Here is a 13,491-nt window from a genome sequence, read left to right as displayed (position 1 = left end):
GCCGAAAGTGCAGCGAGCGCGCATGTTTCACCCCCACGCAGACCTGGGGCGACGGCCCCGAGGCGAGCGGTCGGTGATCGCGTTCACGTCGCCGGAACGACCTCGACAACCGCCGCCGCCTCGACGCGACATGGTTTGCCTTTCGTCACACCCGCTCGGCGAGCACGACGCCGACCTCCGGGTCGTTCACCGCCACGTCTCTGCCGAGGGGAACGATCATGTCGTCCCAAGCGCGGAACCGCGTGTGCCAGCCGTGCTCGAGCAGCCACTGCTCCCCCGGGCGCCCGGCGTCCGGCGGTGGCATACCGGCGTCGTCACCGGCGACGAGGCGACGCAATTCGGCATAGGGCGCAGCCTCGGGGTCGACCGCGAACCGGCTGAGACCGAAGTGGCTGCCGGGCGCGGACAGTGTCGTCAGCGTCGCCACCGTGCGGAGATGATCCTCGGGTGGGAGGTACGGGAGCGCGCCCTCGTCGATCCAGTGGGTCGGCAGCTCGGGCCGAAATCCCCGCTCGCGCAGCGGAACAGCCCAGTCGGTGCGCAGGTCGATCGGTAGGACGTGTCGTAGCGTGGTCGGCGTGGCGTGCAGTGCGCGCAGTACCGGCTCCTTGAAGGCGAACAACTCGGGCAGGTCCAGTTCGTAGACGGTGGCGTCGGCGGGCAGACCCATCCGGAACGCGCGGGTGTCCAGACCGGCGCCGAGCAGAACGATCTGCCTGCATCCGGCGGCGACGGCCTCGGCCACCCGGTCGTCGACCAGGCGAACCCCGACGGATCTTCCCGCGAAGAACTGTTCGGCCACGGCCTCGACTCGCTCCCATTTCGCGGCGCCTGCCCCGGTGCGGGTGAAGTCACGTCGCGCCGCGTCGACGAACGCCGTAGCGAGCGGGTCGGCGTAGAGCCGATCCGGCCTGCGCGACTCCTGCTCGCGGATCAGCGCGACGCCGATCGCTGTCAGCGCCACCCCCGCGGTAGGTGCGTTCACGTGTGTCATCTGCCCCTCCTTCAAACTAACTTGCCGACCGGCTAGTGATCTCGGTCATGATTCGACGGTAGGCTCCCCCTAGCCGGTCGTCAAGCAAAGGAAAGCCCCGTGGACGGACGTCGTAGCGACACCAGGGAACGCATTCGCACGGTGGCGATGGAACTGTTCTCCGAGCGCGGGTACGAGAAGACCTCGCTGCGCGAGATCGCCGAGCGGCTCGGCGTCACCAAAGCCGCGCTGTACTACCACTTCCGAACCAAGGAAGACATCGTCGTCAGCCTCTCCGACGATCTGCGCCGTGGCATCGACGACATCGTCACCTGGGCCGAACAGGCACCGCCGGGTTCCGAACGGGCCGAGCAGATCCTGCGCCGCTACAGCGCGCTGCTGCACAGTCTCGGCCGTGACATGGTGCGGTTCTGGCACGAGAACCAACCCGCGTTCCGCGACCTCGGTTTCGGCGCGGGCCTGCGCTACCAGTTCCGCGTGCTCGCCGACCTCATGACCGCGCCCGACGGTGCTGCGCTGGACATCTACCACGCACGGCAAGCGCTGCTCGCCATCAGCTGGAGCCTGTCGATGATGGGCGATCTCGATCTGACCGACGACCAGATGCACACCGCGGCAACGGATATCGCGATCGATATCCTCGCCAGGATCCACTGAACGTACATCGTCGAGCGCCGGAAACGCGTTGCCCGCGAGCACCTGCGTCCGCGATCATCGATCATGACCATCAGCACCAGCGCTCAGCCCGGGTCGACTCCCCCGCAGCGGATCGATCTGGGCGATCTGCTGCTGCGCCGGTGGCGCCCCAGTGACCTGACCCGCCAGTTCACCGCGCTGAGCGCCTCGCACGCACACCTGCGCCCGTGGATGTCGTGGGCCGGGGAGCCGCCGACGCTCGCCGGGCAACGCCGTTCCCTGCAGATCTCGTCCGCACACTGGCCGACACCCGACGGCGGCTACCTCTACGGGATCTTCACCGCGAGCGGCGAGGTGGCCGGTGGCATCGGACTCCACGACAGGATCGACCCGGCCGCACTGGAGATCGGTTACTGGTGCCATACCGCCCACACCGGACGGGGAATCATCACGCGCGCCGCCCATGCTCTGACCACCGCCGCGCTCGCCCTCCCCCACATCGGTCGCGTCGAAATCCATTGCGACGCGGCCAATGTCCGCAGTGCGGCTGTTCCCCGACGGCTCGGATACGAGCTGGTCAGCACTGCCCCGCGCCCGCGCACAGCGCCCGCCGACTCCGGCATCGGCATGGTCTGGTCGACCATCGAGGGTCCTCGGTCGGGCCGAGGAGATCGCTTGTCGCTCGACGACCCCCGGACTAGACTGTGACGCACACCACATCGCGACGGCGGGTGCACACCGCCGTCCAGCGCGATCGTGATCCGATCGGAGCGCCGGATCGCGGTGTTCGATCGTGGCCCCCCGCTCGTCGGACCGGGCCCGAAGTCACTCCAACCCCGCTCGACCGCGCAAGGAGATGACCGTCATGGCGGTTGCCGTCGAACTCGAATTCACCGGCGCGACACTCGAACAGTACGACCAGGCCCTCGGGAAGATGGGCTTCGTGCACGGCGGCTCCGGCGGCCCCGGCCTCCTGTTCCATCTGGTCAGGAAGACCGACACCGGATTCCACGTCACCGACGTGTGGGAAACCCCCGAGCAATTCCAGAGCTTCGCCGAATCCACCCTCGGCCCCATCGGCATGGAAGTCGGCATGCCCAACCAGCCCACCATCGAAGTCCACGAAATCTACAACTACCTGGCTCAGGGAAACTGACACGCCACACGGGGCGAGTAGTCGCCGAACCACGCCGCTCGAGCCGGTGCCTGTGCCTCGTTCCAGGTCAGGACCTGCGGCTCAGGCCATGTGGGCGCGCAGGGCTTGGGCGAACCAGGTGAAGATCGGGGCCAGGTCGGGTTGGTCGGGCCAGGCGTTCACGGTGCCGAGTAGCCGCCAATAGCGTTGTACGCGTGGGTCGTCGGCTACATCGAGTCGTTCGAGGATCCACCGGCGGAGTGCGTTGTCGTCAGGGCGGTCGAAGGTGGTGGCGTAGCGGGCGGTGAGGGCATCGAGGATGGGGGTCGCGGCCGGGGGTTGTGGGGGCATGCCCGCGGCGACGGCGCCACCGACGAGTGTGCGGACGGCTTCGGTGAGGTCGTGGTGTAGGCCGGTGGTGTCACCTGCGGCGCGTTCGCGGGCCTGGTAGTCGGCCATCCGGCGGACGGCGTCACGGAAGTCGGTGTCCTGCACCAGTTCCGCCAGTTCCATCCAGGCTGCCAGCTGATCTGGGGTCGGGTCGTCGGGGAGGTCGGGCACGCTTGCCCGGACCAGCTCCACCATGGCGGGGTTGGCGGCGTAGCGGCCGAAGGTGTCGTCGACGAAATCCTCGATGAGGCGGTGCCTTTCGGCAGCGGACAGGGCGGCGAGTCGGTGCATGAGGTCCATCTCTCGTTGGCTGGAGTCCCGGACGGCCACCGCTCGCAACACGGCCCGGCGCACCCGCAGGGTCCGGATCTCGACGTCGAGCGCGTCCGCGTGAGTGGCGGCGACCTCTGACATCGCGGATTCGCGATCGAGCACAGCGCGCACGGTGCTCAGATCCATGCCGAGTGCGCGCAGGGTGCGCACGAATTCCAGTCGCGCGATCGCGGCGGTGTCGTAGAGGCGGTGGCCGGCCGGGCTGAGTACGGTCGGCGCCACGATGTCGCGGTCGGCGTAGAAGCGGATGGTCTTGACCGTGAGCGCGGTACGCGCGGCCACTTCACCGATCGTGCGGAGCGTGTCGTCGTCCATGGATCTCAGCGTGCCGTCTCCCCTCGGGGGAGAGGCAAATCCTCGCTGCGCGGAATCAGCGGCGCCGCTCGGCCTCTCACAGCGCCATCGCCGGAGCGGGCGTCTCGCGCATGATCCGGACGGACGGTCACAGCGGTGCGGGCGGTTCCGGCGTGGTCTGGCGGGCGGGCAGGGCGCTGATCGTCAATGCCAGCATGACCAGTGCGATGCCCGCGAGTTCCAGCAGGGTGGGGCGTTGCGCGAGAGCGATCGCGCCCACGACGGTCGCGGTCGCCGGGAGCAACGCGAGCAGCAGGGCGAATCGGGCGCGTCCCACCGCGGTCAGCACCACCTGGTCCAGCGCGTAGGGCACCGCACTCGACAGCACACCGACACCGAGACCGAGCAGCCAGGTCCGCGGATCGGCGAATACCGCGGCATCGATCATCAGCTGCGGAATCAGCACGAACGGCGCCAGTAGCACCGCCGCGGCCGCCATCCCGACAGCGAGAGAATCCTGGCCTTCACCGGTATCGGCGACGCGCTTGCCGACCAGGATGTACGCCGCCCACAGGACCGCCGAGGCGAGAGCGAACCCCACCCCGACCGGCTCGACGTCGAACTGCACGCCGGCCAGCAACACCACACCGACCGCCACCAGCGCCACGGCGAGCAGGTCGCGCGCCCGCCGCGACCCGAGCGTCGCGACGGCGACCGGACCGAGGAATTCGATGGCCACGGCGGTGCCGAGCGGGATACGCGCGATGGCCTCGTAGAACACGATGTTCATCGACACGGTGACGATGCCGAAGCCCGCCGCCGTCGCGATGCCCCGCCGTGTCCAGCGGGTCCGCCACGGCCGCCGCCAGGCCAGCAACGCGACCCCCGCCGCCGCGGCCCGCAACCAGGCGACAGTGGACGGCTCGGTGGTGTCGAACAGGAAGACGCCGAGTGCCGCACCCACATATTGCGAGGTCGCCGCGATGATGAACACCATCGGCACCGACCAGCCGGGTAGCGCGCGCGTCGCCGCCCGGTCGGTTGTCGAGATCGCATTCATCCCAGGAGTAATCCACACACGGGCACGGATTTCAACGCGAACCGGCCCGGGATCGAATGATCGAGGACCGGTTCGCACTACCGGTGACAGTGCGTCCCGTGGCTGCCGGAACGTCGACGCCGGCAGCTGCGGAGTTTCGCGTTCGCGCGGTTACCGGACGCCGAACCACCTGGTCAGCGCCGCGCGCAGATCAGCTGCGGCGGTGTCCGACGACTCGTCGATCGTTGCCACCCAGGCGATGTGACCGTCGGGGCGGATCAGGAGTGCGTCGGCGAGACGATCGCCGGTCTTGGCCGCGTGGATGTCGACGCGCGGCGCCCACTCCCCGACGATCTCACGCAGGTCGGCACGGTCGGCCAGGTCGAGGAAGACCGGTCGCGCGCCGCGCATGATCTCGGCGACGGTGGTGGTGCCCTGGTCGGTGTGCAGGCTCAGATCAGGAGCGAAAGTTCCGGTGAGCGACGGGGTTCCGGGCGTCGGGTAGCGCAGATCGGTGCCCGCGACGAGGGCTCCCATACGGCGCAACGCGGGTTCGTCGGAGAGCAGTTCCTGGAATACCGCGCGCAGTGCCTCGGCGGCAGGGTCCTGACCCTGGCGAAGTGCCGCCTGGGCGCGGGTCTGCAGCAGCGCGCGACCACCGGCGAAGTGACGTTCGTCGTGGTAGGTGTCGAGCAGGTCGGCCGGTGCCCAACCGTGGATGTCCGCGGCCAGCTTCCAGGCCAGGTTCACCGAATCGGTCATGCCGAGATTCATCGCGGCGCCGGTCGCGGGCAGCAGGTGGGCCGCGTCCCCCGCCAGGAAAACCCGGCCCACACGGTAGTTTTCGGCCTGTCGGTCCTGGAACTGGTAGCGCGACAAGCGAGTCGGCGCACCGAGCGCAACCTCCGCGCCCAGCACACGCCGGACGCTGTGGCCGAGTTCGGCCATGGTCAGTGGTTCGTCGTTGTCGTATTCGGCGTCGTCGTTCTCGGTGGTCTGGAAGAACATCACGCGGTCCTCGGAGCTGACCCGTCCCAGCGCGAACACCCCGGTGTCGGTGCGGGTGAATCCCGGATCGATCCGTCCGACACCGGGCACCTCGAGGCCGCCGTCGTCGAGCACGGTCACCGACTCGTGCACCGCGACCACGGCCAGCCGGTTGACCTCCGGATAGGTGCTGCCGGGGAACCCGATTCCGGCCAGTTCGCGAATCCGGCTGCGGCCGCCGTCGCAGCCGACCAGGTAGCGGGCCCGCACCCGGTACGGTTCGTCCGGCCCGTTCACTTCCGCGATCACCGCCTCGTCGTCCTGGGTCACCGCGACCACTTCGTGTCCGCGCCGGATCTCGGCGCCGAGGTCGACGGCGTCCTCGGCGAGCAGTTCCTCGACCCGCGCCTGCGGAATCGCCATGGCGTGCAACGGAGTTTCGTCGAGACCGGTGAAGTCCAGGTGCACCCCGCCGAAAGGGAAGATCGGCTTCGGACTCGCGTCACCGCTGACCGCCGTCATCCGGTCGAGCAGGCCCCGATAGCGCAGCACATCCAGAATTCGCCCGCCGAGACCGCTGGCCTTCTGCGCGGTGCCCGGCCGTTCACGACGTTCGAGCACCAACGGCCGCACCCCGGCCCGGCCCAGTTCCCCGGCGAGCATCAATCCGGCAGGCCCAGCGCCGACAACGATCACGTCGGTGGTCATCTCTTGCATCTCGTCACTCCCGAATACGGCTGGTCCCTGCATTGCCCAGCGATTCTGCAGCACCACCGGGGCCTTGCCGCAAGCCCCGGGGTGAGCTATAAGTTAGAAGGGGCAACGAGTCAGCGGGTCACCGTCAGGTGGTTGTCAGCGGAAGTACACATAGTCCTGGACCCAGTGGAATCCGCGGCTGCGCAAGGTGAAGGTGTCGGGGTCCTTGCGTTCCAGGGTGATCGTGATCGGGCGGTCGTGCAGTGTTCCGCGCAGCAGCAGTCGGTCCGGGGTGGGTTTTTCGGAGGACAGTGTCGCGAACGGTGGTCCGGGGTCGACCGCTCCGATGGCGTTCATCGAGGTGAGCTCCACTTGTCCATCGGGGCGGAAGTGGGCGTGCGCGGGTACCAGTTCGCCGTTCATCCGCTGGTAGGCGGCTTCCTGCGGGTCATCGAAAACCAGTCGCTGCCACCGTGTTTCGTCGGTGGTCAACGGCGGGATCGGCTGCCCGTCGATGGTGAAATCCCGCACCTCCCAGATTCCGTACAGCGCCGACTTGGGGCTCGCGGCACCGGATTGTTCGTGCCAGACCACCCAGCGGTCATAGCCGCTCCCCAACGCGACCCACAGGCCCAGCGCCGCCACCACCCAGATCGCCACGCGGTTCTTCCTGGCGTCGGTGAACAGCGCGGGCTGGGTCAGCGGCGCGCAGGCGCGGTCGCGCGCGAAGACATCGGTCAGCCGGCGCAGGTACGGCGCGAGCAGGAACACGCTGATCAGCAGCAGATGCGCGGCGAGCAGCTTCTCCGGTATGTCGAACGTCATGTTCAGCAGCAGAATTTGCGCTGTACTCGCCAGCGTCAACGCGGCGCCGAGCACTGCGGTCCTGGACACGAACAGCAGCAGCCCCGCCACCACTTCCACCCCACCGAGAGCCATCTCGTACGGATACGAGCTGCCGACCTGCAACCACAACACCGAGGCGGGGCTCATCTCGCCGTACGGCCGCAACAGCTGCGCCAGTCCGGGGGCCGGCATCTGGGTGGGGATCAGTTTGGCGAACCCGAACCCGATCATCTGCCCGCCCAGAGCCAGCCGCAGGAACAGCGAGAACCAGGCGAGCGCGCGGGCGGGTACGGGACGACGGTCGACGGCTGTCCACACCGCGGCGCCGGTCGCCGCGACGACCAGCAGACAGAACACCAGTACCCAGACGGCGGTCTGGTCGCCCGCTCCGGAATCCTGGTGTAACTGAGCGTCGACCCCGAAGACCGCTCGACCCACCGGCCCGGTGACGGGGTCGGTGATGGGCATGTTCCACGGCCCCGGGTATTCGCGAATCCACCGGCCGAGGATGCCGAGCAGCGCGAACGGGATATAGGTGAGAAGCAGGCAGAGCAGGCCGAAGTAGATGATGGAGAATCGGAGGACGATCTGGGTCAGCACGGGCCGACCGGCCCGTGCGGCGACGGGGGCCGACACTGTCGTGGTCACTGCTGCATCCTCGGGTCGTGGGTCGGGTCGGCGTACAGGGGCGGGCAGCCGAGTTCCCCCGCGTCGGAGCGAAGTTCGTAATGCCAGGGTTCGTTCGCGTAGATCTGGCACAACCCATAGGCGGCGCCGTGCGCGGCCAACCATGCCGCGCCGTCGGTCGGCCCGATATCAACCGCCTCACCGGCTACGTGAGCGGAGGTGTAGGGGGTTGCCACCCACCGAGCGGCTTCGGTTTCCGAGCCGTATTTCGAGACTGCCTCGCGCAGCAGTTGTTCCTGGTATTCCGGCGACCGCCAGCCACTGTTGACGACGAGCTCGACTCCGTCGTCCGCGGCGTCGGCGGCGGCGGCGCGCAGGGCGGCGAGCAGATCGGAGTCGAGGTTGCCCACGGACGGATTCCCGTCATCGAAGAGCGTCGCGCCGGGCGGACCGGCGTGGCCGCCGACAAAGGCGTCGATGGATCGTGCGACCGAGGACATGGTCGGCAGCGACTGGTAAACGAGGACACCGACAGATGCCGCGCTGACGATGACAACGGCGCCGAGGGCGATCGATCGGAGACGGCGAATCGCCGGTTCACGGTAGTTCATGCCCCTCAGTCAAGGCAGCATGGTGTTGCCGACGCGTATGCGGTTTCGGATACGCCGACGATATCCCCGGGCTGGGAGAATCGAGCGTCTATGCGTGTACTGATCGTCGAGGACGAACCCTATCTGGCGGAGGCCATCCGCGATGGCCTGCGCCTGGACGCGATCGCCGGCGACATCGCGGGTGACGGCGACACCGCACTGGAACTGCTGAGCGTCAACACCTACGACATCGCGGTCCTGGACCGCGATGTCCCGGGTCCCTCCGGCGACGAGATCGCCGAATACATCGTCGCCTCCGGTAGCGGTCTGCCGATCCTGATGCTCACCGCAGCCGATCGGCTCGACGACAAAGCGAGTGGTTTCGGGCTCGGTGCCGACGACTATCTCACCAAGCCGTTCGAACTCCGCGAACTGGTCCTCCGGCTCAGAGCGCTCGATCGCAGGCGCGCGCACAACCGGCCACCGGTGCGCGAGATCGCCGGGTTGCGGCTGGACGCGTTCCGCCGGGAGGTCTACCGCGACGGCCGCTACATCGCTCTGACCCGCAAGCAGTTCGCGGTGCTCGAAGTGCTCATCGCCGCCGAAGGCGGGGTCGTGAGCGCCGAGGAACTCCTGGAGCGGGCGTGGGACGAGAACGCGGACCCGTTCACCAACGCGGTGCGTATCACCGTCTCGGCGCTACGCAAACGGCTCGGCGAGCCCTGGGTCATCACCACCGTGGCCGGTGTCGGGTATCGCATCAGCGACGGGCGAGCGCGTGGGTAGGGCACCCGGATTGAGTGTTCGCCTCAAACTCACCCTCAGCTACGCAGGCTTCATCACGGTCGTGGGTTCTCTGCTCATCGCCGCTGTGGGTGTCTACTACCTGTGGTACCTGCCCGAGGGGTGGATCTACACCAGCGGCGGCGATTTCTGGATCGATCGCGGCATGCTGCTACGGTCCTTCGCGCCGTTCGTGACCATTGTGATGGCTTTCCTGCTGGCGATCGGTCTGGTGGGCGGATGGTTCCTCGCCGGTTGGATGCTCACCCCGCTGACCCGTATCACCGCCGCTACCCGGACCGCCGCGAACGGCTCACTCGCCCACCGAATCCGGCTGCCGGGCCGCAGCGACGAGTTCCGCGAACTCGCCGACGCCTTCGACATCATGCTCGCCCGGCTGGAAGCACACGTCACCGAACAGCGTCGATTCGCCGCCAACGCCTCCCACGAACTGCGCACGCCGCTGGCGATCACCCAGACCCTGCTCGACGTGGCCCGCGACGACCGCACCCACGACACCGGCGAACTGGTCGACCGCCTGCACGCCGTCAACACCCGAGCGATCGCTCTCACCGAGGCATTGCTCCTGCTCAGCCGCGCCGATCAAGGGTCGTTCACCCGAGAACACGTCGACCTCTCCCTGCTCGCGGAAGAAGCCGCCGAAACGCTGCTCGCCCTCGCCGAAGAACACGGCGTGAGCCTGGAGACCTCCGGCGAGGTGACGCCCACCATCGGTTCGCACGCCCTGCTGTTGCAGCTGACGACGAACCTCGTGCACAACGCGATCGTGCACAACCTGCCCGCACGCGGCATCGTGTGGGTCACGACCGGACTGTGCCCCGAGACCGTGGTGCTCACCGTCGAGAACACCGGCCCGGTCCTCGACCCCCTGGTGGTTTCCACACTGGTCGAGCCGTTTCAGCGCGGCACCGAACGCGTTCGCACCGACCACGCGGGCATCGGCCTCGGCCTGGCGATCGTCGACAGCATCACCGCGGCACACGGTGGAACCCTCGCACTCGATCCCCGTCCGGCCGGTGGACTCCGCGTCACCGTGCGGCTTCCGCGTCGGCCACTTCCGCCGACAGCACGGCGGTAACGGCTCCGACCCGGGCGTTCAGGGAGCACGCAGCACCGAACGCACCACTTCCGCTACCGCCGATCGCAATCGGTCGACCTCGTCCGCCCTGGCCAGTTGCTGTGCGAGTTCCCCGCCGACTGTCGACAACAACAGCGCGCCCACGGTGTCGGCGTCGATATCGGGACGGACTTCGTGCAGGAGCGTGCCGATGTGCTGCGCCCAGAACGTGTGGAATTCGGCGCTGCGCGGATGTGGCGGCATCGCCTGATAGGCCGCGATCAGCTCCACATCGTCGGTGACCATGCGCGTCATCGCATCGAAGAAGGCGAGTAGCCGGTCGGTCGCCGGCGCGCCCGGTCCCAGCGGCGGTGGGCCGCTCGACACCGCCGCCATCAACGCGACGGCGCCCTCGGCGACGAGCTCGTAGAGCAGGCCCGCGCGGCTGCCGAACCGGTGGAAGATGGTCCCCTTTCCGACACCTGCCGCCGCGGCCACCCGATCCATCGTCACCCCGGCCGCGCCGTGTTCGGCCAGCAGCGCGGCGGTGGCATCGAGGATCGCTCGACGGTTGCGCGCGGCATCGGCGCGTTCGGTGGGACGTCGGTCGGTCATCGCACCCGCTTTCTCGGCACCCGCCGATCCGTTGACAAGTTGACCGGCGGTCCATATCGTTCGAGATATATGGACCGGCAGTCAACTTATGGAGTTCTGATGCAGGCAATCGTAATGACCCAGACCGGCGCACCCGACGTTCTGGTAGCGCGCGAGATCGGCGAACCTCGCCCCGGCGAGGGACAGGTCGTCCTCCGGGCCGAAGTGGTGCCGGTGCTCTACCCGGAGACCAAGGTTCGGGCCGGCGCGTTTCCGTTTCCCGCGCCGCTGCCCGAGGTCTTCGGGTTCCAGGCGGCGGGCACGGTGATCGATATCGGCGCGGGCGTCGATCGGGCATTGCTGGGCGCCCGGGTGGTCGCGTCGACCCGCGGCTTCGGCGCCTACGCCGAACTTGTTGTCGCCGATACCGATTCGGTGACCACGATCCCGGCCGACCTGACCATCGAGCACGCCGCCGCGATACTGATGCCGGGATCGGTGGCATTGGCACTGATGGGGACAGCGGGTGTCGCGGCGGGCGAGACCGTCCTGGTCGAAGCGGCGGCTACCGGTGTCGGCAGCTGCCTCACCCAGCTGTGCGCCGCCGCGGGTGTGCGCGTCATCGGCACCGCGGGCGGGGAACAGAAGGCCCGGCTCGCGCGCGAGCGCGGCGCTCACGAGGTGCTCGATCACACCGCGCCCGACTGGGCGGATCAGCTGGCCGATCTCCTCACGGACGGCACGGTCGATGTCGTGTTCGATTCCATCGGGGGCGCATCACTGACGCCGCTGCTCGACCTGATCACGCCCCTGCGTGGCCGAATCCTCAGCTACGGCTGGCTCGACGGCGCTCCCGCACAGCTGGGCGTCACCGAACTGATCCTGCGCGGGCTCACGCTCACCGGCTGCGCGGGCACCGCCTGGCTCGGCGAAGTCGCCCGGCAGCGATCGGCGGCACTCACGGCAACAGCACAGGGCCTGCTGACACCCGCGATCGACTCGATCCTCCCCCTCGCCGACGCCGCGCGGGCACACCGAATGCTGGAGGACAGAACCGCTTTCGGCACGGTGCTCCTGCGTCCATGAACCTTCAGCCTCCTTGAAACTCGAGGTATGCTTCAACCAGCCTGAAGGTTGGTGGACGTCACGCAACCCGGGCACACCGATAGGAGCAAACCTCATGTCACAGGCCACATTCGGCGTCGACTCGCTGGCACTACCGTCCACCCCACTCGCGATCGAGACCCACCGGCTGATCAACGAGGCCCTCGAAACATCGGTATGCCATCACAGCGTTCGCGGGTTCTTGTTCGGACGGGCCCACGCCGCCGAGCAGAGCCTGCGGCCCGGCGCGGACTACGACGAGGAGCTCATGTACCTCATCTGCGCGCTGCACGACATCGGCCTGTCCGAACGCGCCGTCGGCACACAGCGATTCGAGATCGACGGCGCGGATTTCGCGGCCGAGTTCCTCGAAGCGCAGGGCATCGACGACGAACGCGTCGACATCATCTGGGACGCCATCGCCGCACACACGACAGGCCTCAGCGACTCACCCGTGTACCGCCGTCGCCGACCCGCCGCCATCTGGATCGCGGTCACCGGCATCGGTCTCGACGTCGGCGGCGGCCCCGACGATCTGCCCCCGGGATTCGCGGACCTGGTCCACGCCTCCTATCCACGTCTCGGCGGCACGCGAGCTCTCACCGACATCATCGAACGTCAAGCCGTCGCCGATCCGCGCAAGGCGCCGCCGGGCTCGCTGCCGGGCGAGATCCTCCGGCTGCGGCATCCGGAATTGGTGCCGTACACGTGGGACACGGTTCTCGACACGAGCGGCTGGCAGGACTGAGATGTCGAGAGCGCCCGGGCGGCTCCGTCCCAGGGTTACGAGAGCCGAACGGGCCTCGAGACGACGAGCGTCAGCGCGTCCGAAATCGATCGACCCGGCCAGAATGAGCCGGACGAACCCGAGGAGAACATCATGACGGTCCATCGGATGGATCATGTCGGCATCGTGGTCGACGATCTCGCGGCTGCTGTCGCGTTCTTCGTCGAACTGGGCCTGGAGCTGGAGGGCGAAGCCACAGTCGGGGGCCAATGGGCAGACGACCTGCTCGGATTGACGGGCGTCCGAGCCGACATGGCCGTCGTTCGGACACCCGACGGCCACAGCCGGGTCGAGCTCTCGACGTTCCGCTCGCCGACGACCACCCTTGCCGCGCCGAACACGCCGGTGAACATCCCCGGCATCCCGCGCCTGACATTCGTCGTCGACGATGTCGAGAACGTCCTCGACCGCCTGCGCGCCCACGGCGCCGAACTCGTGGGCACGCTCGCCCGCTACGAAGACATCTGCCGCTACGCCTATGTGCGCGGCCCCGACGGCGTCCTCCTCGGGCTGGTCGAGGAACTCCTGTGAGTCGGTTGTCGCCGAGCGAGGTGTGCTCTCCGCCAATGATGCCGTGT

Annotated in this window: 15 protein-coding genes; 8 read left to right on the top strand and 7 right to left on the bottom strand. The window is 68.2% G+C overall.

The window, feature by feature from the left end; translation table 11 throughout:
* Positions 1 to 145 precede the first annotated feature (145 nt).
* Positions 146 to 994 (bottom strand): SAM-dependent methyltransferase, encoded by an 849-nt coding sequence (locus tag ACFQ9R_RS05040; protein ID WP_378989057.1) that lies wholly within the window; start codon positions 992 to 994, stop codon positions 146 to 148.
* Positions 995 to 1,093: 99 nt separating this feature from the next.
* On the opposite strand from ACFQ9R_RS05040, the gene ACFQ9R_RS05035 reads away from it, so the two are divergent.
* From ACFQ9R_RS05035 to ACFQ9R_RS05025, 3 genes are all read left to right on the top strand, one after another.
* A complete protein-coding gene (locus ACFQ9R_RS05035; RefSeq protein ID WP_378989056.1) occupies positions 1,094 to 1,651 on the top strand; it encodes a TetR/AcrR family transcriptional regulator in 558 nt (185 codons plus the stop codon).
* 63 nt (positions 1,652 to 1,714) lie between these two features.
* Positions 1,715 to 2,338 (top strand): GNAT family N-acetyltransferase, encoded by a 624-nt coding sequence (locus tag ACFQ9R_RS05030; RefSeq protein ID WP_378989055.1) that lies wholly within the window; start codon positions 1,715 to 1,717, stop codon positions 2,336 to 2,338.
* Between the two features lie 157 nt (positions 2,339 to 2,495).
* Positions 2,496 to 2,786, top strand: coding sequence for a hypothetical protein (locus ACFQ9R_RS05025; protein ID WP_378989054.1), 291 nt, complete (start codon positions 2,496 to 2,498; stop codon positions 2,784 to 2,786).
* A gap of 81 nt (positions 2,787 to 2,867) precedes the next feature.
* Here the strand turns inward: ACFQ9R_RS05025 and ACFQ9R_RS05020 are convergent, their stop codons facing one another.
* The 5 genes from ACFQ9R_RS05020 to ACFQ9R_RS05000 all read right to left on the bottom strand — a co-directional run bounded on the left by ACFQ9R_RS05020 (position 2,868) and on the right by ACFQ9R_RS05000 (position 8,588).
* Positions 2,868 to 3,803, bottom strand: a complete 936-nt coding sequence (locus ACFQ9R_RS05020; protein ID WP_378989053.1) for a MerR family transcriptional regulator — start codon at positions 3,801 to 3,803, stop codon at positions 2,868 to 2,870.
* Between the two features lie 127 nt (positions 3,804 to 3,930).
* Positions 3,931 to 4,842, bottom strand: coding sequence for a DMT family transporter (locus ACFQ9R_RS05015; protein ID WP_378989052.1), 912 nt, complete (start codon positions 4,840 to 4,842; stop codon positions 3,931 to 3,933).
* A gap of 150 nt (positions 4,843 to 4,992) precedes the next feature.
* A complete protein-coding gene (locus tag ACFQ9R_RS05010; RefSeq protein WP_378989051.1) occupies positions 4,993 to 6,525 on the bottom strand; it encodes an FAD-dependent monooxygenase in 1,533 nt (510 codons plus the stop codon).
* A 135-nt stretch (positions 6,526 to 6,660) separates the two neighbouring features.
* The gene (locus ACFQ9R_RS05005; protein WP_378989050.1) at positions 6,661 to 7,998 is read right to left on the bottom strand and encodes a DoxX family protein; all 1,338 of its coding nucleotides are present in this window, start codon (positions 7,996 to 7,998) and stop codon (positions 6,661 to 6,663) included.
* Complete coding sequence (locus ACFQ9R_RS05000) at positions 7,995 to 8,588, bottom strand: M15 family metallopeptidase (protein WP_378989049.1); 594 nt, start codon at positions 8,586 to 8,588, stop codon at positions 7,995 to 7,997. The genes ACFQ9R_RS05005 and ACFQ9R_RS05000 overlap by 4 nt, the downstream gene beginning before the upstream one ends.
* Positions 8,589 to 8,678: 90 nt before the next feature.
* Here ACFQ9R_RS05000 and ACFQ9R_RS04995 point away from each other — a divergent pair, with 90 nt between their 5' ends.
* Positions 8,679 to 9,353, top strand: a complete 675-nt coding sequence (locus ACFQ9R_RS04995) for a response regulator transcription factor (protein WP_378989048.1) — start codon at positions 8,679 to 8,681, stop codon at positions 9,351 to 9,353.
* Between the two features lie 10 nt (positions 9,354 to 9,363).
* Positions 9,364 to 10,449 (top strand): sensor histidine kinase, encoded by a 1,086-nt coding sequence (locus ACFQ9R_RS04990; RefSeq protein WP_378989047.1) that lies wholly within the window; start codon positions 9,364 to 9,366, stop codon positions 10,447 to 10,449.
* Between the two features lie 18 nt (positions 10,450 to 10,467).
* On the opposite strand, the gene ACFQ9R_RS04985 is transcribed toward ACFQ9R_RS04990, so the two are convergent.
* Positions 10,468 to 11,043 (bottom strand): TetR/AcrR family transcriptional regulator, encoded by a 576-nt coding sequence (locus tag ACFQ9R_RS04985; protein WP_378989046.1) that lies wholly within the window; start codon positions 11,041 to 11,043, stop codon positions 10,468 to 10,470.
* Between the two features lie 99 nt (positions 11,044 to 11,142).
* Here ACFQ9R_RS04985 and ACFQ9R_RS04980 point away from each other — a divergent pair, with 99 nt between their 5' ends.
* From ACFQ9R_RS04980 to ACFQ9R_RS04970, 3 genes are all read left to right on the top strand, one after another.
* Complete coding sequence (locus ACFQ9R_RS04980; RefSeq protein WP_378989045.1) at positions 11,143 to 12,108, top strand: zinc-binding alcohol dehydrogenase family protein; 966 nt, start codon at positions 11,143 to 11,145, stop codon at positions 12,106 to 12,108.
* Between the two features lie 94 nt (positions 12,109 to 12,202).
* Positions 12,203 to 12,874: an HD domain-containing protein gene (locus tag ACFQ9R_RS04975; protein ID WP_378989044.1), complete on the top strand. Its 672-nt coding sequence runs from the start codon at positions 12,203 to 12,205 to the stop codon at positions 12,872 to 12,874.
* Between the two features lie 132 nt (positions 12,875 to 13,006).
* Positions 13,007 to 13,444 (top strand): VOC family protein, encoded by a 438-nt coding sequence (locus ACFQ9R_RS04970; RefSeq protein WP_378989043.1) that lies wholly within the window; start codon positions 13,007 to 13,009, stop codon positions 13,442 to 13,444.
* Positions 13,445 to 13,491 lie beyond the last annotated feature (47 nt).

It is taken from the genome of Nocardia sp. NPDC056541, assembly GCF_042794235.1.
Classification (GTDB): Bacteria; Actinomycetota; Actinomycetes; order Mycobacteriales; family Mycobacteriaceae; genus Nocardia.
This window is presented reverse-complemented; position numbering and strand designations above follow the sequence as displayed.